Source organism: Microbispora bryophytorum (genome assembly GCF_006874465.1).
In the GTDB taxonomy this organism is placed as follows: domain Bacteria; phylum Actinomycetota; class Actinomycetes; order Streptosporangiales; family Streptosporangiaceae; genus Microbispora; species Microbispora bryophytorum.
In genome coordinates this window covers 80,405-106,567 of sequence record NZ_VIRL01000004.1, presented here as the reverse complement: position 1 = coordinate 106,567, position 26,163 = coordinate 80,405, and the positions used below count along the sequence as shown (strand labels likewise).

Sequence of the window (26,163 nt, the reverse complement as noted above, 5' to 3'; positions counted from 1 at the left end):
GTGCTGCCCGGCGCGCAAGATCTACCACGCGCCGAGGGCCTCGCGGATTGGAGCCCGCTATTCGCAGAGGCCCTGGACGCCCCTGCGGCCGGCTTCGGAGCCGTCGGCGCCGGCGTCTTTCTGGTGTCCGCGGCGGGCGTCGCGGTCGAAGATGCCGATGATCTCGCATGGTCCGCCTTCGGCGCCGATGGCGTGCGGCATCATGGTGGGGAACTCTGCGGCCTGGTTGGTCTCGATGCGAAAGCGCCGGTGGCCGAGCATGAGGACGGCGGCGCCGGACAGCACCACCAGCCATTCGCGGCCGGGGTGGGCGCGCATGCGGGCCGGGTTGTCGGGCGGAGGGTCGGTCATCCGCTGACGCATCACGCTCATACCGGGGTCGCCCTTTATGGGCCAGCGCATCAGGCCGTGGGCGCCGTCGATCATCGGGCTGATGACGACGTCGTCGGCGGCGTTCTCCACGAGCTGGTCCAAGGTGGTGTCGAGCGCGCGGGCGAGGGTGACCAGCTGATCCAGAGCCAGGCGGCGCTGACCGTTCTCGATGCGGCTCAGTGAAGACTGGCTGAGGTTGGCGCGGGTGGACAGCTCCTCCAGCGACCAGCCCTGCGCGACGCGCAGCGCGCGGATCCGTTTGCGTACGAGACTGTCCAGCTGACCATCTTCTTGCGTCATGGGCAACATGGTATGCCCTGACTGCAAAGCGCCTTTAACGTCGAATACAGATGGTCCAGCACGGGGGGCCAGGTACGACGAAAGGTGCGACATGTCTGCGCAGACTTCCCGCTACGGGAGCGACACACTGCCCACCGAGACCGTGGATGTGTCGTGATCGACGGCGGCGCCGCGGACCTGAACAACGCCCTGGCCGGCTCCCACATCAACGCCCTGCCGGCCACCGCGGGCATCGACGCCGCGCTCGCCGCCGCCTGAAAGACCACCGGCTGACATAAGCCCCGCCGCTGAAGAACCGCGCGGACCGTGAAGAAACCGCGGACCGCCGTCCAGCGGTCCGCGCGGTGAGCAGGTCCCCATCTCACCAACCTGGCGACCGGTCCTGTCCCGGCGCTGATTCCGCATGCCCTTTCAGGAAGGAAACCATGAGTACCAATCAGCCTCCTCTGGAGGCGGCCGCGCCGGCCGGCGGCGGAGGTACGCCGGACCCGCGTCAGCTGCGCGCGATCCTGATCACCGTCTCGATCGCGCTGATGGCTGTCATCGCCTCGGTGTCCGGACTGAACGTCGCCCAGACCCACATGGCCGTCGAGTTCGGCGCTTCGCAGACCACTGTCCTGTGGATCATCAATGTCTACACCTTGGCCCTGGCCGCACTGCTGCTGCCGCTCGGCGCGCTGGGTGACCGTCTGGGCCGCAAGCCCATGCTGATCACCGGGCTGATCGTCTTCGGTACCGCCGGCGTCGTCGCCGGCCTGGCCCCGTCGGCCGGGGTCATGATCGCCGCCCGCGTGGCCGCCGGGATCAGCGCCGCGATGATCATGCCGATCACGCTGGCCGTCATCACCTCCACCTTTCCCGAGGAGGAACGAGGCAAGGCGATCGGTGTGTGGACCGGCGTCGCCGGAGGCGGCGGCATCCTGGGCATGTTCCTCTCCGCCCTGCTGGTCGACGTCGCCGACTGGCGCCGACTGTTCGTCCTGCCCGTGGTCCTGGTCGTCATCGCGCTGGCGATGACGCTGAAGTCCGTGCCCAACTCCCGCGAACGCTCCGCGCATTCCTTCGACGCCATCGGCGCACTGGTCTCCACCATCGCCGTGATCGGTCTCGTCTTCGTCCTACAGGAAGGCCCCGAACGCGGCTGGACCGCGCCCATCACTCTGATCAGCCTGGCCGTCGGCGTCATCGCCGCCATCACCTTCGTGGCCTGGGAGCTGCACCGCCGCGACGCCTCGCTGCTGGACGTACGCCTCTTCCGTGAGCGCGGACTGGCCAGCGGCTCCATCACCCTGCTCGTCGTCTTCGGTGTCCAGGCCGGGATCGCCGTCGTCCTCTTCCCGTTCTTCCAGGCCGTACTCGGCTGGTCCGGGCTGCTGTCCACCGTGGCGATGATGCCGATGGCCGTCATGATGATGGTGACCTCCGGCCTGGCGCCCAAGATGGCAGCCAGGATTGGCACCCGCTCCACCATGGCCGTGGGCGTCGTCCTGGCCACCCTCGGCTTGGCCCTGATGGCCTTGTTCATGTCCGTCGACGGGGGCTACCTGTCCATCCTGGCCGGCATGCTCGCCATGGGTATCGGCATGGGTCTGTCGATGACGCCCTCCACCGAGGCCATCACCAGCTCCCTGCCTCGCAACAAGCAAGGCGTCGCCTCCGCGCTCAACGACGTCACCCGCGAGTTCGGCACCGCCCTGGGCGTCGCCGTGCTCGGCGCACTCCTGGCCAACGGCTACCGCAGCACCATCGACAGCAAGCTCGACGGCATACCTACGGGCGTCGCGAACACCGCTCGTGAAGGCATCGCCAACGCCATCGAGGTCGCGCCACAGGCCGGCAGCCACGCACAGGACCTGATGCACGCGGCGCAGCAGTCCTTCGTCGACGGCTGGCGGCAGGCCATGTGGATCGGTGCCGTCGTCATGGCCGCACTGCTCGTCCACGTCGCCCTGCGCGGCACGAAGAACACCGCCCCCCTACAGCCCGAACCCCTACAGCCCGACGGCGAGGCAGCCCCGGAGACCGAGGCCGGGGACAACGTCGCCGCCCACTGACCTCGCAGGAACTCCGCGCGGACGGAGCACCACGCCGCGCGCACGGCAGACGGCCGTCGGACACACCGCGACATCGCACTGTGCCCGACGGCCGCACAGCGCCCTGAGCACATGCAGGCATAAGCACGCACGAGCGGCCGACGAGGCGTGATCGGGCCGTCATTGGCCTCCGACCGGAACGGGAGCAGACCCGGTAGTTCCGCGGTCATCGCTCGGCTGCCGAGGAGATGGCGCAGGGATGGCGTTGTCGATGAGGACGGCGGCGATGGCGGCGGCGGTGGGGAAGGAATCGCCGTTGAGGACTCGGGTGCGGGCCGAGGCGCCGTCGATGAGCAGCGCCAGTTGTTCGCCGAGTTGCTCGGGGTTGGTGGCGCCCGCTTCGCGGGCGGTTTCGGTGAGCCGCGCGGCGATGGCGGTCTTGTAGTCGCGTGCGTACTGGGATGCGGGGTGTTGGGGGTCGTGGAGTTCGACGGCCGCCGCGATGTAGGGGCACAGGGGCGTGGACGCGGGCATCTCGAAGGCGGCGAGAAGCCGTTCGCGGGGCGTGAGGTCGGTGCGGTCGAACACTCCGGGCATGACGTCGGGATCGAATCGACGGAGGTATTCGGCGACGAGTTCGTCCTTGCTGGTGAAGTGCTGGTAGGCCGTGCGCTTGGACACCTGGGCCGCGGCACAGAGTTGGTCCATGCCGGTGCGGTTGATTCCCTGATCGCGGAACAGCTGCTGTGACGCGCTGAGGATGCGCTCGCGCGCGCCCCTGCCACGGCGCCGGCCCAGGGGGCCCTTCTCCAACTCCGTCATGCCTCCAGCATAAACCGGTTCGATACAGACCGGTGTACGTAGCTTGCGCCCCGACCAGCCGTCGCGTACGTTACGTACACAGCCCGGTGTATATAGGACCGAGCTGTTTCGGATACCCGTCAGTTCAATGGAGTGATCGTGGGAAAGCTCGACGGCAAGGTAGCGGTGATCACCGGCGGATCCACCGGCATGGCACTGGCCGGCGCCAAACTGTTCGTCGCGGAAGGAGCGCACGTCTTCATCCAGGCCCGGCGGCAGGAAGCACTGGACGACGCCGTCAGGCTGATCGGCCGCAACGTCACCGCCGTCCAGGGTGACGCGGCCGAACTGGACGACCTGGACCGCTTGTACGACACCGTCAAGCGGGAAAAGGGCTCGATCGACGTGCTGTGGGCCAGCGCCGGAATGGGCGAACCCGCCGTCCTCGGCGAGATCACCGAGGAACAGTTCCACCGCGCCTTCTGGCTCAACGCGCGCGGCACCCTGTTCACCGTGCAGAAGGCACTGCCGCTGATCAACGACAACGGCTCGATCCTCATGACCGGATCCAACGCCTCCCTCGGCTCCTTCCCCGGCTGGAGCCTCTACGCGGGAAGCAAAGCCGTCCAGCAGGCCTGGGCCCGCGTCTGGCTCAACGAACTGCGCGACCGCAAGATCCGGGTCAACGTCCTGACCCCCGGCCAGGTCGCCACCGCCAAACAGGAAGAACTGTTCGACGAGGCGACCAAGGCCGCATTCGAGTCCCTCATCCCCCGAGGGAAGATGGGCCGCCCCGAAGAAATCGCCACCGTCGCCCTGTTCCTCGCCTCCGACGACTCCAGCTACGTCAACGGCCTGGAACTGGTCACCGACGGTGGCACCACCGCCATCTGAACCACCACCAGGAATGCCGCGGGCACACCGCGCAGCGACCCCGTCGCCGCGACGAGCTGATCACGAACGCGGACGGCTGATCGGCCGGCACCCGCACGCGCCGGCCACGGCGTGGCAGGAGCCCAGCGCCTGGCAGGGCACCACCGGCGTGGGGATCGAGTCGACCGACGAGGTGTGGGGCCGGATCGCGCTCACCGAGATGGCAGTGCACGGCGTCTCGTCGGCACACAGCCCTGGGAAACTGCGCACCGAGGGTGCGTAACGATCATGAACGAGACAGCGCGACATCTCGCGAACAGGAAGAGAGCACACCTCATGAGCAGCATCACCCTCCTCGGTACGGGGAACATGGCCCGCGCCATCGGCACGCTCGCGCTGGCGGGCGGCAACACCGTCGAGGTCATGGGACGCGATCAGTCCAAGGCCGATGACCTGGCCAAGGCTCTGGGCGGCGGCGCCACGACGGGCAAGTGGGGCGCCGTCCCTGCCGGGGACATCGTCATCGCGGCCCTGTTGTACGCCGGCGTCGTTCCGGTCGTCGCCGAGTACGGGGACGCCCTCGCGGGCAAGGCCATCGTCGACATCAGCAACCCCTTCAACGCCACGTTCGACGGACTGGCCCACAGCGGGGAGACCTCGATCGCGCAGGAAGTCGCCAAGGTGGCCCCGGCCACCGCCAGCGTGGTCAAGGCTTTCAACACCATCTTCCGCAATGTCCTGGAGAAGGGCCGGCCCAACGTTTTCATCGCCGGCGACGATGCGCAGGCCAAGGCGGACGTGGCGGCATTCATCGAGAGCCTCGGGCTACGCCCGCTGGACGTCGGCGGCCTGAAGATGGCGCACTGGCTGGAAGGAATGGGCCTGGTCACGGTGGCCCTCGCCGGCAACGGGGTTGGCCACTGGGACTTCGCCCTCGGCGTCGACGAATTCACCGGCTGAGCCCCCGGGGCCGAGCGGTCGGCGAACAGGGCGGCGTGTGCCCTGACATCGGCGAACGCCCGCCGGTCCTTCGCGTTCCGGCGGGCGGACGGCCGGGAAAGGACCGGCCCGATATTGCGTATGTAACCTTGACGTTACCTTCGGCCGGTGCCATAGTGAGCAGCAGTTGATCAAGCTCAACCCCGCTCCCGACTCCCCTCCGCCACCCACGACCCCGTTGACGCGATTGTTTTTGTTAGCGCTAACAATTCGCGCCGGCGGATGTCCTGCCGAGTGCCGACCGAGACGTCCGGCGCGGGATCGTGCATGCCCGCGTGACGGTGTCCGCAGTCGCCTGACCGAACATCGGCAGGCCGCACCCCCCGCACGTTCGACTCAGTCGAGCAAGACGCATGTAGGAGTTGATCCAACATGTTCAGACCCCCCATCCGACGCGGACGCCTCAAAACCCTGGCCGCTCATACGGCGACCGCACTGGCGCTGATCGGCGGCGCGCTCGCGGTGACGCCGCAGGCGCAGGCGGCGCCGCCCGCCGGTCCGGACCGTCCGCCGGGCGCCCCGGGCCAGCCGCCGGGCGCCCCGGATCGGCCGCAGGGACCCTGTGACATCTACGCCGCCGGCGGCACGCCCTGCGTGACCGCCCACAGCACCACGCGCGCGCTGTACGCCTCCTACAACGGCCCGCTGTACCAGGTCATGCGCACCTCGGACAACACGACCAGGGACATCGGCGTCGTCCGCTCCGCCGCCCACCCCTCCCCGGACGCCGGCGGATACGCCGACGCGGCGGCCCAGGACGCGTTCTGCGATCACGTGATCTGCGTGATCACCAAGATCTACGACCAGTCCGGCCTGGGCAACGCCCTCTATCAGGCTCCTCCCGGCACGTTCCGCGGCCCGGCCGTCGGGGGCTACGACACCCTCTCGATAGCGGACATGGCGCCGATCACGATCAGCGGCCACAAGGCCTACGGCGTGTACATCATGCCGGGCATGGGGTACCGCAACAACGACGCCACCGGCCTCGCGAAGGCCGACGAGCCGGAGGGCATCTACTACGTCATCGACGGCACCCACTATGACAGCGGCTGCTGCTTCGACTACGGCAACTCCTCGACGAACAGCCGCGCCGTGGGCACCGGCACCATGGAGACCACGTACTTCGGCACCGCCACCGCCTGGGGCAGCGGCAGCGGCCCCGGCCCGTGGATCATGGCCGACATGGAGGCGGGCCTGTTCTCCGGGTACAACGCGAAGCAGAACCCGGCCGATCCGACCGTCGACTCCTGGCGGTTCCTCACCGCGGTCGTCGACGGCGGCGGCGGGAACCAGTGGGATCTGCGAGGCGGCAACGCCCAGGACGGCCCCCTGACGACCTTCTACAGCGGAATCCGTCCCGGCTCGCTGACCAACAGCAGCTACTACCCCATGCACAAGAAGGGCGCCGTCCTCCTCGGCACCGGCGGCGACAACGGCAACGGCTCGTCGGGCACCTTCTACGAGGGGGTGATGACGAAGGGCTACCCGTCGGAGGCCACCACGGACGCGGTGCAGGCCAACATCGTGGCCGCCAAGTACGACGTGACGCGTCTGGCGCTGTCGCGGGCCACCACGTTCACCCCGCGCTCCGCGCAGGACGTCACCGAGACGTTCACGAACACCACGGGCTCGGCAGCGGTGGGCGTCAAGCTGAGCCTGTCCGCCCCCGGGGGATGGACCGCCTCGGTCAAGGACACCCCCGACAAGTCGGCGACGTTCCCGTCGGTCGCACCGGGTGAGAGCGTGAGCGCGACCTTCACGGTCACCTCCGCGGACAGGACCGACGCCGGCTACCTGACCGGCAGGGCCGAGTGGACGAACCCCTCCGGCCCCGTGAAGGGCCGCCAGTCCGCGGAAACCGCGCAAGCCGTACGCAACGTGATCCCCATCAAGATCAATGAGGTCCGGTTCCGTACGAGCACCAACTCGACCGACCAGTTCGTGGAGCTCTACAACCCTTCCGCGAACGAGGTCGACATCTCCGGCTGGACCCTGACCACCACGCCGAGCGGCTCGCCCGGCACCACGCTGGCCAAGATCCCGCCCGGGACGCGGCTCGCGAGCGGCGCCTACTACCTGCTGGGCCTCGCCGGCTCCGGGCTGGCGGCTCCCACCGGCCCCACGGACGCCACGGTCAACGTCAGAAGCACGACCGGCTTCGCGGCCGGCCAGCAGATCGACATCGACACCGGCCGCGAGCGGGAGACCCGCACGATCCAGTCGGTCGGGACGGCGGCCAGCCCGGCGACGACGCTGTTCGTTCCCGTGTCCACCGGGCCGTGGATCACGATCCCCGCCCACTCGACCAACGTGCCCGTCACGAACGCGACCGGATTCACCGTCGGCGACAGGATCGGCATCGATTCGGGCGACGACTACGAGCTGGCCACGGTCACCGCGGTCGGCAAGGCGGCCACGCAGACGACCCTGTCGGCCGACGCGGCCGAGGGCGCGACCAACATCAAGGTCGCGGCCGACGTCAACATGACCGTCGGCGACACCCTGACGGTGGACACCGGCGAGAACAAGGAGACCGTCACGGTCGCGAACGTCGGCACCACCGGCGCGAGCGGCACGGGCGTCGACCTGGCCGCGCCGCTGCGGCTCGCCCACGTGTCGGGCGTCGACGTGTCCGACCCCGGCACGGGAATCAGCTTCTCGCCGCCGACCCGTCACCCGCACACGAGCGGCGTGCCGGTGCAGGCGCTGGGCGGCGGCCTCACGCTCGACAAGCCGGTCAAGGCCCACCCGACCGGCACGGCCGTGGTCAACCCCCTCGTCACGACGGCGGGCTACCAGGGAACGCCGGCGCCCGACCAGTGGTTCGGGAGCGCCCTGTCCACCAGCGCCGGCTCCATCGCGCTGCTCGACGAACGAGGCCACGTGGTCGTCGACGCCGTCGTCTACGGCTCCCAGCAGAGCAGTTCGAGCGGCAACGGAACCATCGCCACTCCCGAGCTCGCCGTCATGGAGGCCGACCAGGGCAAGGGCGGCTGCATCGCCGTGGTGGCCGGCGCCGCCGCCGGCGCAGGCCGGAGCAACGCCCGCTGGCCCGACGGCACCGACGCCGACAGCCTCTGCCACGACTTCGTCACGACCAACGTCCCGACGCCGGGCGGGCCCAACACCAAGTAGCCCAATCGATCCTTGATCGCCTCCGGTGCCCGCGGTCCACCCGCGGGCACCGGATTCCACTTCGGTGGGGTGTGGCCAGCGAACATCCCGCTACGCTCCTGAAGGGCGTCCTGGACGGCCTCCTCACAGCCCGGGCGGGCGTAGCCGATCGCGCAGGCGCCACTGGCGCAACAGCGTCCGCACCTACTTGAAGCGGACCAGGTCGTACGCGGTTTCCCCCGTGCCTGGTTCCCACCGTGCCTGGGGACACTTCGAGTCCTGGTGCGAGCAGTACGGCTTCACCACGCTGCCGGGCGGTGAGCCGACCCTGGCAAACCACGTCGCGGCCATGGTGATCGCAACGCCGAGCCGGCGGGCTCTCGGGCTCAGGGGTCGATGTCGGTGACCACGCTCACGGGGTGACGAGTCGGCCCAGGCCGTCGATCTCGATGCGCACCTCGTCGCCCGGCCTCAGCGTGAAGTCCGACTCGGGCACGAGGCAGGTGCCGGTGGCCAGGACCACCCCGTACGGGTAGCGGTCGGCGCGCAGGAGGTGTTCGACGAGGTCCTCGATGCGCCGGTGGAGCAGGCCGGTGCTCGCCGAGCCCGTCCACATCTCCCGGGAGCCGCGTGCGATGCCGAGACGGATGCCGAGGGCGTAGGGGTCCGGCACCTCCCACGTGGAGCGGATGCCCGGCCCCAGCGCGGTTCCGCCGAGCTAGACCTTCGCCTGCGGGAGGTACAGCGGGTTCTCGCCCTTGATGGAACGGGAGCTCACGTCGTCGCAGATGGCGTAACCGGCGATCTCCCCGTTGGCACAGACGACCACGAGTGTTTCTCAACGGCAACTGCCGCGCCCATCGTGGGATGAGCCCGGCCCGGCACGGGAAGGCCCCGCTCCCGCGCGGGCGGTTCCCACAGCCCTTCACCGAGATCGGCACGGGAAGGCCCGTCGGGGAAATGCTCCGGTGCGGCGGATAGCCGCCGCACCGGAGCCCCCCTCACCAGAAGGAAAGGATCAGCAGGCGGGGATCGCGTCCCCGGGCGTCAGCTCCGCGTCCACTTCTGGTTGTTGCCGCCCCAGCAGGAGTACAGCTGAAGCTGGGTGCCGTTGCTCGTGCCCTGTCCGGCAGCGTCCAGGCACAGGTTCGACTGAACACCGGTGATGGTGCCGTCGGAGTTGAGGCGCCACTTCTGGTTGTCGCCACCCCAGCAGCTGTAGATCTGGACCTTGGCGCCGTTGCCGGTGCCCGCGGCGTCCAGACACTTGTTGCCGTAGACCCGCAGCTCCTGGGAGGAGGTGTAGTTCCACTGCTGGTTGCTCTGACCGTTGCAGTCGTACAGCTGCACCTGGGTGCCGTCGGAGGTGCTGGCGTTGGGCACGTCGACGCACCGGCCGGAGGCGACATTCTTGATCGGCCCGCCACCGCCGCTCGGGGGCGGCGTGGAGCCGCCACCGCCACCGCCGCCACCGCCGCCACCACCGCCACCGTCGGAGGAGCCGCCGATGGTGATGTTGGAGTTGCCGCTGCTCTGGTAGCCCTCGGTGGCGAGGATCTGGTAGTCGTGGTTGCCCAGCGACATGCCGGCGCGGGCCCAGGCGTCGAAGTGGTTGCCGACGGTGATGCTTCCGCCGGTCTTCTTCTGCTGGCGGACGCTCCAGTACTGGTTGAAGGTCTGGTTGCCGTCGATGGACGGCGCGTTGTAGCGGGTGGTCTGGTAGATGTCGTAGGTGCCGCCGTCGGAGGTCACGGTGCCCTTGAAGGTGCCCGTGGGCCGGTAGGTGCCCCAGTTGTCGACGATGTAGTACTCCACCAGCGGGCTCCGCGTCCAGCCGTAGACGGCCAGGTAGGCGTTGCCGGAGGGGTTGAAGCTGCCGGAGTAGTTGATGGTCCTGCGCCCGCCGGGCTTCCAGCCCTTACCGGCGACGAAGTTGCCGGTGTTGCGCCAGGAGGTGCTGTAGTTTCCGCCGGACCCCAACTCCATGGAGACCGTGCCCTGGCTGTCGGTCCAGAACGAGAAGAAGTAGCCGTTGTTGGTGCCGGTCTGGTTGGTGGTGACCGCCGCGTTGGCGACGCCGGGCAGCATCGCCACAGCCGCGGCCAGCGCCACGGCGCAGACGCGGGCGATGAACAGCCTGACGCGACCGCGTCTGCGGCCCGGCCAGTGAGTGGGGGCGTCGAGCATGCGCGCTTCCTCCTCGTGAGGGCTGACGGGGGACAAGCACCGTGGGCGGGGGAAGCCGGGGCCACCTCGCCGTCGTCACGACGCCGAAAGTATCGGCGTATTGGCGAAAGTATCGGGCGACCTCGCCGAGTCGTCAACGGCACCCGAAATGATTCCGAAAAGTGCCCTTCATCCGGCATTGCACGACGAGAAGCATTCAGCCTGGTGGATAGGCACGGCGATGCGCTCGAACCGCCCCTGACCGGTTCGGCGGACGCTGAAAAGTTCACGGGCTTGCGGATTACGCTTCGAGGCCCGCCGCGGCGGCGGGCGCACGCGCGGGAGCGGTTCTGTCGGGGTCGCGTGTCATACTCACCTGCGTGGTTGCGCGTACGCCGCAAAGGGTGCTGATCGGGCGTTCCGCGGAGCTCGATCGGCTCGTCGGCGTGCTGGACGCCGCCGCGGCCGGGCTCGCGGGGGTCGCCCTGGTGGGCGGCGACGCGGGGATCGGCAAGACCCGGCTCGTCACCGAGCTGTGCGACCTCGCGCAGCGGCGCGGCTTCGTGACACTCACCGGCCAGTGCGCCGAGCTCGGTGACGCCCTTCCTTATCTGCCGCTCGCGGACGCCCTGCGCGGCGCCGCCGCCGATGCCGGCGGGCCGGTCGGCCCGGCCGTCACGGCCCGTCCCGCGCTGCGGCGGCTGCTGCCCGGCGACGAGACGGGCCCCACGGAGGGGACCACCGGGGGGCTCGCCCAGCAGCGCCTGTTCGGGTCGGTGCTCGACATGCTGTCGGAGGTGGCCGGGCGACAGCCGGTCCTGTTCGTGTTCGAGGACCTGCACTGGGCCGACCGCTCGACCCGGGACCTGCTCGTCTTCCTCACTCGCATGCTGCAGCGCGAGCGGGTCTGCCTCGTCGGCACCTACCGCACGGACGACCTCCACCGCCGCCACCCGCTGCGTCCGGTCCTGGCCGAGCTGCGGCGGCTGCCGCTGGTCACCTCCGTCGAGGTGCCACCGCTCGGCGACGACGACATGGCCGAGTATCTCGCTGTCCTCGACCGGTGCGGCGAGGGCCCCGCGGAACCGGTGGCGGGACGCGGCCTGACGACCCTGATCGAGCGCGCCGGGGGCAACCCGTTCTTCGCCGAGGAGCTCCTGGCGGCCGGCGCCGAACGGGCGCGGCTGCCCGGAACGCTGGCCGACCTACTGCTCGCCCGGGTGGAAACCCTGCCGGAGACCGCCCGTCAGGTGCTGCGGGTCGCCGCCGTGGCCGGCCGCCGGGTCGGCCACGACCTGCTGCGCGACGCCACCGGGCTCGGCGACCTGCCGCTGGAGGACGCGCTGCGCGAGATCGTCTCCCAGCGGCTGCTCACGGCGGGCAGCGACGGTTACACGTTCCGGCACGCGCTCCTCCAGGAGGCCGTCTACGACGACCTGCTGCCGGGTGAGCGGACCCGCCTGCACACCGCGTTCGCCGCGCTACTCGCCGAACGCCGCGGCTCCCCCGCCGAGCTGGCCCATCACCATCTCGCCGGACACGACCTGCCGGGCGCGCTGCGGGCGTCGGTGGAGGCCGGACGGCTGGCCGCCGGGCTCGGCGCGCCGGCGGAGGCGCACCGGCACTTCGAGCGGGCGCTGGAGGTCTGGAAGCAGGTGCCGGACGCCGAACGGCTGGCCGGGGAGAACCGGGCGAGGATCGCACTGGCCAGCGCCGCGGCGGCGGCCGCGGCCGGCGACTACCACCGGGCGGCGGAGCAGGTGCGGCGGATCCGCCGCGAGGCGAGCGACCCGGCCCTGATCGCGGAGACCGGCGAGCGGCTGTCCTACTATCTGGCGGACGCGGGCGGCGACGAGGCCGAGGCGGTCGCGTCCGCCCGCGAGGCGGTGGACGCGGCACCGCACAGCCCGCTGCTGGCCAGAGCCCTGGCCACCTACGCCCGCGCACTCTTCCGGCAGTACCACGAGGAGGAGGCGGCGGCGACGGCGTCCAGGGCGCTGGAGGTCGCGGAGGCGACCGGCGCCCGCGACGCGGAGGTCAGCGCCCTCGTCTCGCTCGCCCTGATCGAGGAGGAGTTCGGGAGCAGCGTCGAGCACCCCGTCGACCTGCTCACGCGCGCCACCCGCCGCGCCTCGGGCGACCTGTCCATCGACCTGCGGGCACGCTTCAACCTCGCCCGTATCCAGTACGAGAACGGCGCCCTCGCGGTGGCCGCCCGCATCACCGAGGACGGCGTACGGCTGGCCGGGGAGACCGGGCTCACCTGGAGCACGTTCGGCACCGACCTGCGCTTCCTGCACTACCTGGTGCACTACGCCGACGGCGACTGGGACGCCGCCGAGCGGCTGGCGGGAGGGTTCGGCGTCCGCGTCGGCACCAGGGCCGAGGCGCAACTGTCGTCGTTCGCCCTCTTCGTCGAGGTGGGCCGGGGGCGCCCGGTGGCCGACGAGCGGCTGCGGTGGCTGTCCCGTTTCTGGTCGGACGAGCTGATCGGCTACATGGCGCGCGGCATGGCGGCCGAGCAGGCGCTGTGGCGCGGCGACCCGCTCACCGCGCTCGATCACGTCGACGCGGTCGTCGCGGCGCTGGAGCCGTTCGATCCCAGTGTGATCCGCATCGCGGCCACCGGCCTGTGGGCGCTGGCCGACCTCGGCCGGACCGGTGAGCCCTGCGACGACCTGCTACGCCGGGCGCGGTGGGCGGCGCAGAACGGGCCGAACGGCCCTCGGGGCCGGCTGGGGCCGGAGGGAATGGCCTGGCTGGCCCGGGCGGAGGCCGAGTGGCACCGCGCGCACGGCACGGAGGATCCGCAGGTCTGGCGGCGCGCGACCGCGGCGTTCGGCTTCGGCTTCCGCTACGAGGAGGCGCGGTCGCGGTGGCGCCTGGCCGAGAGCCTGCTGCGGACGGGTGACCGCGCGGCGGCCCGCGCCGAGTGGGAGCGCGCAGTGCACACAGCCGCCGCGCTGGGAGCCCGGCCCTTCCTCCAGACGCTCAGAGCGGTCGGAACGCGAGCCGGATTCCCCGACCCGACGGCGACCGTTCCCGCCGCCTCCCCCGCCTCCCCCGCCGCCCACGCCGGAGACACCCACCCCGGTGACGCCCGGGCCGGCGACACGCAGGGCGGCGCCGCAGGTGAGCAGCCGAAAGCGGCACGGGAGCCGGCGCGGCTGTCCGCGCTCACCGCGCGCGAGCGGGAGGTGCTGGCGCACGTCGCGGGCGGCCTGGCCAACCGGGAGATCGGCGAGCGGCTGTTCATCTCGCAGAAGACGGTCAGCGTGCACGTCTCGAACATCCTGGCCAAGCTCGGCGTGACCAGCCGCACCCAGGCCGCCGCGGTGGCACTGCAGGAGGGCCTGTCGCCGGGCGCCGCGGACGGAAATACTGTGTAATCGAGGCTTGGAACCAGCAACAATTCCGGAGGTCAGCGGTGGCTCTGCAGATCGTTTCCGTCGTCGCGGGTGAGGAGCTGCCTTCGGGCACGCCGTACGAGTCCGTGAACCCGGCGCGACCCGCGCAGACGGTGGCGACGGTCCTGCTCGCCGGCGCGGACGACTTCGCCGGCGCCTGCCGCGCCGCGGCGGCGGCCCAGCGGGAGTGGGCGCGCGTCCCCGCGCCGGTGCGCGGACGGGTGATCGCCTCGATCGGCCGCCTGGTCGAGGCCAACACCGAGGCGCTGGCCCGGCTGGTGACCGAGGAGATCGGCAAGCCGTACGCCGAGGCGCTGGGCGAGGTCCGCGAGATCGTGGACACCTGCGACTTCTTCCTCGGCGAGGGCCGCCGCCTTTACGGGCAGACGGTGCCGTCGGAGATGCCGGACAAGAGCCTGTTCACCTTCCGTGTCCCGGTCGGCGTGGCGGCGGTCGTGACGGCGGGCAACTTCCCGGTGGCCGTCCCCTCGTGGTATCTGGTTCCGGCGCTGCTGTGCGGCAACGCGGTGGTGTGGAAGCCCGCCGAATACGCCGCGGCCTCCGCGCACGCGCTCTACCGGCTGTTCGCGGCGGCCGGACTGCCCGACGGCGTGCTCAACCTGGTCTTCGCCGACGGCGATCAGACGTACGCGGGTCTCGACCACGCGCTCGGCGAGGGCACCGTGCAGAAGGTCGGCTTCACCGGATCGAGCGCGGTCGGCCGGGCCGTCGGCGAGCTGTGCGGGCGGCACCTGCAGTCGCCCTGTCTGGAACTCGGCGGCAAGAACCCGATGGTCGTCATGCCGGACGCCGATCTCGACCTCGCCGCCGAGGGCGCCATGTTCTCCGGCTTCGGCACCGCCGGTCAGCGGTGCACCTCCCTCGGCACGGTCATCGTCCACGAGGACGTCCACGACGAGTTCCTGCGCCGGTTCACCGAGGCGGTGCGCGACGCGAAGGTCGGCGACCCGAACGGCGACGTGCTGTACGGCCCGCTGCTCGACCACAAGTTCGCCGAGCGATACGAGGAGTATCTGGGCTGGATCCAGCCGCATCACACCGTGCTGCCGGGCCCGGTCGGCCGGATGGACGGCGAGGGCCTCTACTACCACCCTGTGGTGGTGGACGGCGTCCGCCCCGGCGACCGGCTGTTCCTGGAGGAGACGTTCGGCCCGATCGTGGGCGTGACGACGTTCTCCACCCTCGACGAGGCCATCGACCTGGCCAACCGGCCGGGGTACGGCCTGTCGTCGTCCATCTACACCACCGACCCGAAGGCGGTGTTCCGGTTTCGCGAGGGCGTGTCGGCCGGCATGGTCAGCGTCAACAACTCCACCTCCGGCGCGGAGGCCCACCTGCCGTTCGGCGGGAACGGCAAGTCGGGCAACGGCAGCAGGCAGAGCGGCATGTGGGTGCTCGACCAGTTCACCCGCTGGCAGGCGATGAACTGGGACTACTCGGGCCGCCTGCAGAAGGCCCAGATGGACGTGACGGAGATCACGCCCGACCTGGGCTTCCGGCTCTGACCCGAGGACCGCTCGCCGCCCGGCGGCCCGCGGTCCTGAACGCGTGGGCGCGCCGTCCGGTGCAGGCACCGGACGGCGCGCCCGTCATCCGCCTCGCTCGGCCGCCTCAGATGATCGGCATCCCGGCGCCCGTCACGCGATGGGGCGTTCCTCGCGAGCGGTCACTCGCCGTCGGGGTCGCAGGGGAAGTTCGTCGCACCGGCGGTCATCTTGATGCCACCGAGCAGGTGCTTCAGGAACAGCGGGTCGCTGTAGGCCTCCTTGGTGTGGCCCATGCCCGTGTACCAGGCGCGCCCGCCGTCGTAGTTGTGGCACCAGGCGATCGGGTGGTCGCCCATGGCGCCGGAGCCGGGGTTGTAGGACGTCTCGTCGAGGGTGGCGAGCACGCGCACCCCGGCGTCGCGCGGGTTGGTGCGGTAGTTGTACCACTCGTCGAAACGGTTCCAGCGGTTCGGCAGCCCGCGGTTGGACGCCGCGCCCTGGCCGATCATCTTCACCGTGGCGTTCTGCTGTGCCGGGTGGTTGCGGAAGTAGGCGCCGACGAGGCCCCCGTACCAGGCCCAGTTGTAGCCCGAGTCTCCGGCGGCGTGAACGCCGGCGAAGCCTCCGCCGTTCTCGATGTAGCGCTCGAACGCCGCCTTCTGCTCGGGCTGACCGAGCGGGTCGCCCGTCGTGGACATGAAGACGACGGTCTGATACTTGGCCAGGTTCTCGTCGGTGAACTGGGCCGCGTCCTCCGTCACGTCGACTGCGAAGCCGTTCTCCTGGCCGAGCTTCTGGATCGCCGCCTCACCTGCGGGGATCGAGTCGTGCCGGAAGGCGGTGGTCTTGCCGAAGACGAGCACGCGGAACGCGGAGTCGTCCGTGACGGCCGCCTGCGCGGCGGCGCCGGCGAACACCGGTGCGACGATCGCGGTCAGCGCCGCCAGAGCGAGAAGTCCCTTACGTGACATGGTGACAGTCCTCCATCTAGTGCGCCCTGGACGCCGTGGCCTGCCCGTACGGGTGGGGTCACGGGTCCGGTGACGAAGGCGGGGCCGTACGCCGGAAGGTGGCGACGGCCTCAAGTGGGCGCCAAGTTACCGTCTTTGATCACGATGGGGAAGAAGTTACGCCAAGGTTTCATCCACTTTCGTAGGCGGTAGGACAAAGTGGTGGTCGTGTCAGAAGTACCGCGGACAGTCCGTTCGCCCAGGTCCCAGCCCCGGCCGGAAGGACGCGTCAACGCCGGGCACACACCGGCCGGCCCCACCACAGCACAACGCCGATCCCCGGCGGGCGCGGCCCACCGGGGATCGGATCACAGCATGCCTCAGGCCTCCGGGCCGCGCCTGCCCTCGTAGCCGAGCAGCCGCATGGCGACCTCAGGGTCCATGGCCGCCGCGAGCAACTGCGCTCGTTCGGCCGCCCGGTCTCTGGCCTCCTCGGCCCGCCGCCGCCCCGCCTGGTGGGAGCGGACCAGCAGGACCGCGACCGCGATGCCGCCGATCACCGCGACCAGCGCGACGGCCAGCAGCACGGCCGTGCCGGTGGGCACGCCTGCGACGGTGGCGGCTCCGGCGGCGGACGCGCCCCGCGGCGAGGCGAACAGCAGCACCCCCAGCAGTGTGAGCAGCACCACCGCCACGACGACCCCGACGACCGCCCACAGGGCGCCGTACGACGTGCGGCGCGGCGCGCCGGTCGGCTCCCCGAGCAGCGGGGCGGGGGAGACCGGGGCAGAGGTGCGGTTCCAGGGCACGAAGTCCGGCTCCGCCACGCCGGTCTGCACCGCCGGGGCGCGCCCGTTGCCGCCGGTCAGGCCGTTCGGCGGCGGAGCGACCAGCACCGGCGCGGCGCCGCCCGGAGACGCCGCCACGACCGACGCCTCGATCACCCGCGTCCGGGGCAGCGGAAGCTCGACCGGCACCTCGCTGTGCGCCTTGTGGGCCGCCACCGCGGCCGTGTGGTACGCCTCGATCTCCTCGTAGAACTCGTCGGAGGTGTAGGCGCTGCCGTCGATCAGCGGGCCCATCCTGCCCTCGATGACCGCGACCACGTCGTCGCCGTTGAGGGTCTTGTGCTGTTCCAGCGCGTGCGCGACCGACAGCACCTCGCGGCGGTGCTCGCGCAGCAGCTCGGCCGTCTTCTCCAACAGCCGGCTGAGGTTGAACTCGATCCGCTCGGGGAGCATGTCGGGCACCATCTCGTCGCGCCGGCTCGTGGGAGTGCCGGTGAAGCCGGTGCCGCCGCCCCCCGGCTGCGGCTGGGCCGCCTTGCCCTCACGCAGGCCGAGCTCCTGCAACGCCGGCAGCGAGGCCACCCCGATGCCCATGCCCCAGTGGGCCTCCATCAGCCCGGTGATCGCCGTCGCGCTCTGCAGGTCGCCGGAGACGCCCGAGGAGTTGTCCTCGCCGAAGAACATCCGCTCCCCCGCCAGCGAGGCGAGGGACACCATGATGTCGGCCTCGTACTCCGACTTCCACCGGGTGAACTGGTCCTCCGGTTTGATGCTGGCCACCATGCCGAGGTAGTCGGCGCCCTTCTCGATCGTCGCCAGGTCGATCTCCAGGTGGTGGCGGGTGCGGTAGGCGGCAACCGCGTGGCACGCCTCGTGCACCGCGACCGCGTGCCGCTCACGCTCGATGTACTCGACGTCCTCGGGCGGCCCGAGCTGCTTGAGCCGCTTGGCCCGCATCACGTCCGACCAGGTGATCGTCTCCCGCCCGTCCCGGATCGCGGTGATCAGCGACTCGTTGACCAGGTCCTTGATCGTCGCACCGGTGGCGTACGGCGTGATCGTGGCCAGCTTGTCGATCTGCTCGTCGCCGAGCTGGTGGCTGACCTTGTCGAAGTAGCCCTTGTACGTGCGGATCCGGCCCGCCTTGGAGGGATAGCCGACCTTGTAGATGCGGTCGATGCGGCCGGGCCGCAGCAGCGCCTCGTCCAGGGCCTCGGGCAGGTTCGTGGCCATCATGATGAGAATGCGGTATTTCGGCGGCGGCTTGGGCCGCATGCCGAGCAGCCTGCGCACGTAGCGGTTGACGAAGCCGCGCGGCTTCTTCAGTCCGGAGATCTCGGTGAGCAGCGCCTCCAGCGTGCCCATGCCGCCACCGCCGCCGCCCATGCCCCCGCCGTACATCACGCGGTTGACGAAGGCGCCGGTGCGCGGCATCCGCGGGGGCGCGGCCTCGGCGGCCGGGCCCGCGGCGTTACGGCCGAGCACGGTGCGGGTGTGCGGGTCGAGGTAGGCGAAGCCGTTGCAGCCGGCCCCCTCGGAGGAGGCAGGGCCGAACGGCGCCGGCGCCGATCTGCCCCAGCCGCCGGGTCCGCCCTGCGCCAGCGCGCCGCGATTGCCGAGCGAGTCGGCCTCGTCGAAGAACACGATGACGCCGCCGTAACGCAGGGCCAGCTTGCGCAGCTTGCGGAACAGCGACTTGACCTTCAGTACGCCGACGCCGAAGAACATGTTGATGAACGCGCCCGGGTCGACGAACACGTACGGCTTGCCGGTGGAGCCGGCGACCGCCTCTGCCATCAGCGTCTTGCCGGTGCCGGGCGGGCCCCACAGCAGGATGCCGCTGGGCACGTAGCCGCCCCTGGCCTCGATCTCGTCCGGCTTCTCCAGGAAGACGATGTTCTCCTTGACCCGCTCGACGACGTGGTCCTGGCCCCAGACGTCGGAAAAGCGCGTCTTGATGTCGTCGGGGTAGTAGACGTCGACGCCGCCGCGCGACAGGAACCAGAAGATCGCCACGAACTGCCCGACGGCGACCACCATGATCAGCATGAGCTGCAGGACCATGGGGAGGAAGCCCCACACGGTGGCGGGCACGCTGTAGAGCGCCTGGAGCGGCGAGACCTGCTGCACCTTGCCCAGCACCAGTGCGATGACCGCGATCCAGACGACCCACTTGACGGCCCGCGCGATGCGGTAGCGGTTCCAGTCGTTGAACCTGCGGTGGGTCCAGCGGTTCCAGCCGCCGAAGACGTTCTGCGTCCAGAAGCGGTGGTAGCCGGCCGAGCGCTCGCTGATCAGGAAGTGGATCTGCCGGACCAGCTCGACGCCCGCCAGCCACAGGACCCAGGAGGCCTCCCTGACGGTCATCACGAAGGCGTCATAGAAGGAGATGATGCCCTCGTAGGTGGCGATGGTGTTCCAGAGCAGGACACCGAACGCGACGGCGAGCAGGATCAGGAACTTGGTCCGGTCCCACAGCGGCAGACGTTTCCTGGTGCGGGGGTCGCGGTCCACCGGACCCGACCCCGGCTCACGAAGCCCCTCGTGGTGCTTCGGTGGGAGGGCCGTGCTCATATGAGGGGCTCCTTCACGGGTTGATGAGGTGCTTGACCTTGAAGGACTTGACGACGGTGTCGATCTCCGCGGCCCGCTTCCGATAGCACGCGGGCGAGCAGCGGATCAGGAGCGTGGAGACCGTCGTCCCGTCCGCCGACAGGTAAACGGTCTTGTCGAACGTCTGCACCGGGCCGTCTCCGAGCCGGTAGTTGTAGACGCTGCGGACGCCCCGGACGCCGTCCGTGATGGGGAGCATCTCGTCAGCCAGCAACTCGAAGCCCGAAAAGCCGGTCGCCTCGATCGCCTTCTGCTGTTCTTTCGTCACCGGCACCGGGATCGGCTGGGACATGCGCAGAGCGTCGAGCGACACCGCGTTCTGGTCGTCCTCGCTGAGCTTTTGCACCTTCGCGAACGCGAACGGCTTGTCCTCGGCGCCGGCCGAACCCTGGATCAGGTGAACGAGGGACGGCTCGTCATAAGCGTCGAACGCCGCCGCCCACACCGCCTGCTTCGCGAGTTGCGCGGTGGTCGACTCGGCGTCACCGAAGACCACCTTGTCGAGCGCCTTCTGGTCGATCTGCCGCCATGACGCGGGAACCTTGAAGTAGGTGCCGCCCGAATCGTCGTGTACGTAGGTGTATTCAGGGCCGGCACAGCCGGACAGCACAGAGGCGGCCACCGCCGCCCCCACGACCGTTCCCACCACCCCGGTCCTTACCCGCGGTTTTTCCACCAGGGCCTATCCTCCGCTTTGCGGGTCTACGAGGTAGTAGTGCCCGTTTTTCAACCATCCTTCTCAACGGTAAGTCTGCGATGCGCCGGAAAACTAGACCGAATCTTTCTCGGATCTTGATTCCTCCTGTTATACGGAGGTCACTCGCATCACCGGCGCCGGGCGCACCCGGATCTCTTCCGGCCGCCGGCCCGCTCCTCCTCCTCCTTCTGTTCCTCGGCTCCGTGGGCGCCGTCGAGGACGCCCCGAGTACGCCCCGGGGACGGCCCGAGTACGCCTCCGGGACGCACGGACTGGACGGCAGACTCACCTCTGATCCCGATACCCAAAGGACGACCGGCGAAAGCGGGTTCCGGCACATCAAACGGCTGCCGCACGCACTCGTGGCCTGTACACGTGACCCCGACGGCCGGGGCCCGAAATGCCGGTCCCGGCGACGTTCGCATTGTTGTTCGCCGCGTCCGGCGCGATATTCGGGGACACGGCTCCCCCGCTTCCGTCCGCACCCCGCTTCCGTCGTATGCGATTCCCTCCTGTGCGCTTGCGTCCAATGCCCCCTCCGGCTGTTCGAGCCGGCCGATCCCGTTCCTGCCGGCACGCTCGCACCCGATCGACGGCCCATGTCCTGCACCCGCGGCACCCGGGAAAGCCCGCATCGTGAGATCGGTCAGTGTCGGATGAGCAGATCATGTAACGCCTGACCGCCCCGAACACGACAACTTGATGCATGCCGTCAGGAATCACCGCGGGGAAGGGCAGGCGCACATGAAGCAGGTCTACGAAGAAAACAGCACCGGCGAGGGGCCGGACGGCTTCTTCGGGGTGACGGCGGAGCGCATGTTCTCCGAGGTGTGGTCCCGGCAGGTGCTCACGGTCAGGGAACGGCGGTTGCTGCTGCTCGGCCTGCTCGTCGGCCAGGACATGGACGAAATGCTCGAACTGCACCTCGACACCGCCCTGCGCTCGGACGAGCTGACCCCGGCCGAACTACGCGAAACGGTCGTGTTCCTCACCCTGTACGCCGGGTGGCCCCGGGCGGCCCGGCTCAGCGCGAAGGTGGAGGAGCTGATCAGCCGCACCGCCGAGGTGTGACCGCCGCCACGGGCCGGACGGGGGGATCCGTGCGGTGGGTACGCTGCCGTCATGCCCACCGCACTCATCACCGGCGCGACGGCCGGGATCGGCGCCGCCTTCGCACGCCGCCTGGCCACCGACGGGTTCTCCCTGGTCCTGGTGGCCCGCGACGAGGAGCGGCTCGCCGCCTCCGCCGAGGCCCTGCACAAGCGGTACGGCGTGCCGGTCGAGCCGCTGCACGCCGACCTGACCACCGAGGAGGGGATGGCGGCGGCCGAGGAGCGGCTGCGTTCCGGCATCGACCTGCTGGTCAACAACGCGGGGTTCGGGCACCACGGCGGCTTCCTCGACACCCCCGTGGAGGACGAGGTCCGGATGCTGCGGCTGCACTGCGAGGCGGTGCTGCGGCTGACCCGGGCGGCCCTGCCGTACATGATCTCCAAGAGGCGGGGCGGGGTGATCAACGTGGCGTCGGTCGCGGCGTTCCTCCCCGGCGGCACCTACAGCGCAACGAAGTCGTGGGTGGTCAACTACAGCGCCTCGGCGGCCAACATGGTCAACCGGGACGGCGTGCGGGTGATGGCGCTGTGCCCGGGGTTCGTGCGGACCGAGTTCCACGACCGGGCGAAGCTCGACATGTCCGGCCTGCCGCGCTTCGCCTGGCTGTCGGCCGACCGCGTCGCCGCCGACGCGATGCGCGACCTGGCCCGCGGGGCCTGGGTGAGCGTCCCTTCGGCCCGCTACAAGGCGGTCGCGGCACTCGCCAGGCTCCTGCCGCTCAACCTGGTCGGCCGCGTGGCGCGGCTGCGCTACCGCTGACTCACAGCCGTTCGACGTTCGGGCCGCGGCAGCGGCCCCGGGTGTCGAAGACGAACCGGCTGGCCCGCTGGACCAGGTCGTAGTCGTAGCAGTCCTGTCCGCCGAGCACGACGACCGCGTCGGCCCTGGCCATCTCGGCGGCGTCGGGCTCGACCATCTCGACCCCCGCCGGTACGACGAAATCCTCGGCCTGCGGATCCGCGGCCCGCACCCGCGCTCCGAGCCGGCACAGCGTCTTGGCGACCTCGACCGGCGACAGCCCGAGCAGCAGGATCCTGCTGCCCCTGATCGAGCGGCACCTCCGGTTGAGCGCGAGGCCGAGCCGGTCGACCACGTGGGCGGGCATGTGCGCGTTGACGTCGTTGGCCGCCTCGATCAGCCGGAATCCCCGCCCGACGCCGCGCCGGATCCCCCACGGCAGGTACGCCACGTCGAGCGGCAGACAGGAGTCCTGGATCGCGGGGCTGGGGGCCGCGGCGGCGTGCCCGAACGGTGTGGTGGAGGCGGCCTCGACCGCCTCCCACACGTCGACGCCGAGGTGCGCGGCGAAGATCGACAGCTCGTTGGCCAGAGCCGCGCCGACGTGCGCGCGGGCACTTTCCAGCAGCGCGCACAGCTCCGACACCCGGGGCGAGGAGACCGGGACGGTCTCCCGCACCAGCCTGCCGTAGAAGTCCGTCACCGCTCGCAGCGAGGCCGCGTCGACGCCCGAGACGACCTTGGGCGTGTTGCCGAGCCGCCAGCGCGGATTGCCCGGCTCGGCCCGGTGCGGGCTGTGGCCGAGGTGGAAGTCGTCTCCGCTCAGTCCCGACCCCTGTTCGAGCAGCGGCCGTACGAACTCCTCGGTGGTGCCGGGATAAGCGGCGCCCTCCAGCACCACGGTCGCCCCCGGCCGCAGGAACGGGGCGATCCGCCCCGCGGCCGAGCCGAGCGGGCCGAGGTCGGGCGCGCCGTTCCGCATCCGTACGGGCGAGGTGAGCACGCAGACGTCGAACCCGGAGGCGTCGGCCGCGTCCGCGCTCGCCGCGTACCGGCCGGAGGCGTGCGCGGCGGCCAGCGCCCCCGCGCCGACGCCCTCGGCGCACGGCTCCCCCGCGTTCAGCCGCTTGACCCGCCACTCGTCCTCGTCGAGGCCGACGACGCGGAATCCCGCCTCCACGGCGCGCATCGCCAAGGGCAGCCCGGCCGGGCCCTGGCCCACGACCACCAGCTTCTCCGCCACGCTACGACTGTAGAAGCGACCCCGTCGCCGCCCCCGGGATTGGCGGACGGGACAGCTGTAAGGCTTGGGTACGGATTGGGAAAAGTCTCTTCCGGCGGCGTCCGGGCACCCCTTCGGCGGTGGGACCGCGGACTAGCTTCTCCACATGATCAGGGAGGAGCCAGCATGAAACCGGACGACCGGATTCGTGTCATGGAGATAATCGCCCGGATGAACGTGAGCGGTCCCGCCACCCAGGTCACCGGGTTGTGCGAGCGGCTCAGCCCGGTGGAGTTCGACCACCGCCTGTACACCGGATACGTCGACGGCGGCGAGGGCGACCACCTGCAGCTTCGCGACGTGACGATCCCGGTCCACCGGGTGCCGGGCCTCGGCCGCGCCATCAAGCCGGCCGACGACTACCGGGCCCTGTTCCGGCTGACGAACGCGATGCGGGAGTTCAGGCCGCACATCGTGCACACCAGGACCACCAAGGCGGGCGCGCTCGGCCGCCTCGCGGTACGGCTGTCGGGCCTCGGGGCCGCCCGGGTGCACAGCTACCACGGCCACCTCCTCGACGGGCAGCTCTCCCGCCTGCGGCGGACCGTCTACATCCGCACCGAGCGCCGGCTGGCGAGGATGACCGACCGCCTCGTCACGGTCGGCGCCCGGGTGCGCGACGACCTCCTCGCGGCCGGGATCGGCCGGCCCGAGCAGTACGTCGTCATCCCGCCGGGCGCCGGGCTCGCCCCCCTGCCCGAGCGTGGCCGGGCCCGCGCCGCGCTGGGCGTCCCGCTGGACGCGCCGGTCGTGGCGTACGTCGGCCGGCTGAAGAAGGCCAAACGGCCCGACCGGTTCGCGGAGGTCGCCAGGGCGGTCCTGGCCCGGCTGCCCGGCGCCCGATTCCTCGTCTGCGGCAGCGGCGAGCTGAAGGAGGAGGTGGAACGGGCCGTCATGCCGATGTGGGACTCCTTCCGGCTGCTCGGCTGGCGGCGCGACGTCGAGACCGTGTACGCCGCGGCCGACGTGGTGCTGCTCACCTCCGACAGCGAGGGCACGCCGCTGGCGCTCGTGGAGGCCGGCATGGCGGGCCTGCCGGTGGTGGCCACGCGCGTCGGCAGCGTTCCCGAGGTCGTCATGGACCGCCGCACGGGGTTCCTGACCGAGCCCGACCCGGACGAGATGGCCGACCACGTCGTACGGCTGCTGGTGGACCCCGGCCTGGCGCGGCGGATGGGCGAGTCGGCCCGCGTATGGACCGCGCGGGCGTTCTGCGTGGACCGGCTGGTGGGCGACACCGAGGCCCTCTACCGGGCGTTGCGCGGCGCGACGCGATCGGAGGTGGGCAGCCGATGACGCCCCTTGCGGCGCTGGCGCCCGCGCTCGCGGGAGCCGTTTCCTGCCTGTTCGCCGCCGCGGGCCTGCGCCCGGTGCGGCGCACGGTCCCCTATCTGGGCGGGGTGACGCTTGCGGCGGCCACCGCGGGCGCCGCGGTGACGGGCACGATGGCGGCCGTGGGCCCGCTCGACCGGCGGGTGAGCGCGGTCCTGCTGGCCGCCGCCGCGGTGGCGCTGCTCGGGCTCATCGCGGACGTGGGCACGCTGCCGCTCGTCACGCGGCTGATCGTGGAGTCGGTGGCGGCGGGCGGGGTCGTGCTGTGCGGTGTGCAGGTGACGCTGACGGGCGACTGGCTCGACGGCCCGGTCAGCGTGATGTGGATCGTCGCGATGACCAACGCGTACGGGCTGCTCGACCGGCTCGGCGGCGCACTGGCCGCGGTCGCCGCCGTCACCGGCGCGTTCCTCGCCGGGACGGCGCTCGTGCTGGGCGACCCGTCCCTCGCGGTGCTCGCGGCCGCCCTGGCCGGGGCGTGCCTCGGCGCCCTCCCCCACGGCAGGGCGCGGGGCAGGGTCCGGCTCGGGCCGTCCGCCTCGCTGTTCGCGGGGTTCGTCCTGACCTGCACGGCCGCCGGGCTGACAGCCGGACGGGGCACGGCCGTGGTCGCGTCCGGGCTGCTGTTGCCGGCCCTTTCGGCCATCGTGGGGGCCGGGGTGTACGCCGTCCGCCGGTCACGGCACGCGGACCGGCCTGCCGGGCCGGCGCGGAAGGCGTCGCCCGCGCTGTGCGGCGTCTCGGCCGGCACCGGAACGGCCGGGCTCGCGGTCGCACTGGGCTGGGTGCCCGCGAGCGCCGTGGCCGCGGTCACCGCCGGGACCGCCGCCGCGCTGCTCTGCTACACACGCCTCCGGCACGGCTTCCGCTGTGCGCGCCTCCGGCACGACTCCACCAACGCCCGCCTCCGGCATGACTCCTGCTGTGCGCGCCTCCGGCACGACTCCATCTACGCGCGCCTGGTGGGAGCGTGGATGGCCGTGTGGATGCCGGCCGGCGACGATCGGCCGCGCGGGCGCGTGCCGCGCCCGCGCTCCGCCGGAACCCCCCCGCCGCCCGTAGTACGGCGGGGGTGAC

Annotated in this window: 19 protein-coding genes; 11 read left to right on the top strand and 8 right to left on the bottom strand. The window is 71.0% G+C overall.

Annotated elements, in window-relative coordinates; translation table 11 throughout:
- Positions 1–57 precede the first annotated feature (57 nt).
- Positions 58–672: a helix-turn-helix domain-containing protein gene (locus FLX07_RS10720; RefSeq protein WP_142570164.1), complete on the bottom strand. Its 615-nt coding sequence runs from the start codon at positions 670–672 to the stop codon at positions 58–60.
- A gap of 425 nt (positions 673–1,097) precedes the next feature.
- Between FLX07_RS10720 and FLX07_RS10715 the strand changes: the two genes are divergently transcribed.
- On the top strand, positions 1,098–2,726 hold the full coding sequence (locus tag FLX07_RS10715; protein WP_142570134.1) for an MFS transporter: 1,629 nt from the start codon (positions 1,098–1,100) through the stop codon (positions 2,724–2,726).
- Between the two features lie 159 nt (positions 2,727–2,885).
- Here the strand turns inward: FLX07_RS10715 and FLX07_RS10710 are convergent, their stop codons facing one another.
- Entirely contained in the window at positions 2,886–3,527 is a 642-nt protein-coding gene (locus FLX07_RS10710) for a TetR/AcrR family transcriptional regulator (protein ID WP_142570132.1), read from the bottom strand.
- Positions 3,528–3,665: 138 nt separating this feature from the next.
- Between FLX07_RS10710 and FLX07_RS10705 the strand changes: the two genes are divergently transcribed.
- The 4 genes from FLX07_RS10705 (at position 3,666) to FLX07_RS10690 (ending at position 8,513) form a co-directional block, all read left to right on the top strand.
- Positions 3,666–4,400 carry an SDR family NAD(P)-dependent oxidoreductase gene (locus FLX07_RS10705; protein WP_142570130.1) on the top strand — a complete coding sequence of 245 codons (735 nt, stop codon included), beginning with the start codon at positions 3,666–3,668 and terminating at the stop codon, positions 4,398–4,400.
- A gap of 13 nt (positions 4,401–4,413) precedes the next feature.
- Positions 4,414–4,662 carry a hypothetical protein gene (locus FLX07_RS10700; RefSeq protein WP_142570127.1) on the top strand — a complete coding sequence of 83 codons (249 nt, stop codon included), beginning with the start codon at positions 4,414–4,416 and terminating at the stop codon, positions 4,660–4,662.
- 53 nt (positions 4,663–4,715) lie between these two features.
- Entirely contained in the window at positions 4,716–5,339 is a 624-nt protein-coding gene (locus FLX07_RS10695) for an NADPH-dependent F420 reductase (RefSeq protein ID WP_142570124.1), read from the top strand.
- Between the two features lie 411 nt (positions 5,340–5,750).
- A complete protein-coding gene (locus tag FLX07_RS10690; protein ID WP_142570122.1) occupies positions 5,751–8,513 on the top strand; it encodes an arabinofuranosidase catalytic domain-containing protein in 2,763 nt (920 codons plus the stop codon).
- 391 nt (positions 8,514–8,904) lie between these two features.
- Here FLX07_RS10690 and FLX07_RS10685 read toward each other — a convergent pair whose 3' ends face one another.
- Complete coding sequence (locus FLX07_RS10685; RefSeq protein WP_142570120.1) at positions 8,905–9,195, bottom strand: fumarylacetoacetate hydrolase family protein; 291 nt, start codon at positions 9,193–9,195, stop codon at positions 8,905–8,907.
- 344 nt (positions 9,196–9,539) lie between these two features.
- Positions 9,540–10,679: a glycoside hydrolase family 11 protein gene (locus FLX07_RS37640; RefSeq protein ID WP_167748195.1), complete on the bottom strand. Its 1,140-nt coding sequence runs from the start codon at positions 10,677–10,679 to the stop codon at positions 9,540–9,542.
- A 383-nt stretch (positions 10,680–11,062) separates the two neighbouring features.
- Between FLX07_RS37640 and FLX07_RS38345 the strand changes: the two genes are divergently transcribed.
- Together FLX07_RS38345 and FLX07_RS10670 are read left to right on the top strand one after the other, a co-directional pair.
- Positions 11,063–14,047, top strand: coding sequence for a helix-turn-helix transcriptional regulator (locus FLX07_RS38345; RefSeq protein ID WP_280116548.1), 2,985 nt, complete (start codon positions 11,063–11,065; stop codon positions 14,045–14,047).
- A 38-nt stretch (positions 14,048–14,085) separates the two neighbouring features.
- Positions 14,086–15,591, top strand: a complete 1,506-nt coding sequence (locus FLX07_RS10670) for an aldehyde dehydrogenase family protein (RefSeq protein ID WP_142570116.1) — start codon at positions 14,086–14,088, stop codon at positions 15,589–15,591.
- 161 nt (positions 15,592–15,752) lie between these two features.
- On the opposite strand, the gene FLX07_RS10665 is transcribed toward FLX07_RS10670, so the two are convergent.
- The 3 genes from FLX07_RS10665 to FLX07_RS10655 form a co-directional block, all read right to left on the bottom strand.
- Positions 15,753–16,544 (bottom strand): ThuA domain-containing protein, encoded by a 792-nt coding sequence (locus FLX07_RS10665; protein ID WP_142570114.1) that lies wholly within the window; start codon positions 16,542–16,544, stop codon positions 15,753–15,755.
- Between the two features lie 359 nt (positions 16,545–16,903).
- Complete coding sequence (locus FLX07_RS10660; RefSeq protein WP_142570112.1) at positions 16,904–19,885, bottom strand: AAA family ATPase; 2,982 nt, start codon at positions 19,883–19,885, stop codon at positions 16,904–16,906.
- 13 nt (positions 19,886–19,898) lie between these two features.
- Positions 19,899–20,570, bottom strand: a complete 672-nt coding sequence (locus FLX07_RS10655; RefSeq protein WP_142570110.1) for a hypothetical protein — start codon at positions 20,568–20,570, stop codon at positions 19,899–19,901.
- Positions 20,571–21,365: 795 nt separating this feature from the next.
- On the opposite strand from FLX07_RS10655, the gene FLX07_RS10650 reads away from it, so the two are divergent.
- Together FLX07_RS10650 and FLX07_RS10645 are read left to right on the top strand one after the other, a co-directional pair.
- Positions 21,366–21,692, top strand: a complete 327-nt coding sequence (locus tag FLX07_RS10650) for a carboxymuconolactone decarboxylase family protein (RefSeq protein ID WP_223853261.1) — start codon at positions 21,366–21,368, stop codon at positions 21,690–21,692.
- 51 nt (positions 21,693–21,743) lie between these two features.
- Positions 21,744–22,493: an SDR family NAD(P)-dependent oxidoreductase gene (locus FLX07_RS10645; RefSeq protein ID WP_142570106.1), complete on the top strand. Its 750-nt coding sequence runs from the start codon at positions 21,744–21,746 to the stop codon at positions 22,491–22,493.
- A gap of 1 nt (position 22,494) precedes the next feature.
- Here the strand turns inward: FLX07_RS10645 and FLX07_RS10640 are convergent, their stop codons facing one another.
- The gene (locus FLX07_RS10640) at positions 22,495–23,715 is read right to left on the bottom strand and encodes a nucleotide sugar dehydrogenase (RefSeq protein ID WP_142570104.1); all 1,221 of its coding nucleotides are present in this window, start codon (positions 23,713–23,715) and stop codon (positions 22,495–22,497) included.
- 165 nt (positions 23,716–23,880) lie between these two features.
- Between FLX07_RS10640 and FLX07_RS10635 the strand changes: the two genes are divergently transcribed.
- On the top strand, positions 23,881–25,050 hold the full coding sequence (locus FLX07_RS10635; protein WP_142570102.1) for a glycosyltransferase: 1,170 nt from the start codon (positions 23,881–23,883) through the stop codon (positions 25,048–25,050).
- Positions 25,047–26,162, top strand: a complete 1,116-nt coding sequence (locus FLX07_RS10630) for an MraY family glycosyltransferase (protein ID WP_167748194.1) — start codon at positions 25,047–25,049, stop codon at positions 26,160–26,162. Before FLX07_RS10635 ends, FLX07_RS10630 begins: the two co-directional genes overlap by 4 nt.
- Position 26,163: the final 1 nt, after the last annotated feature.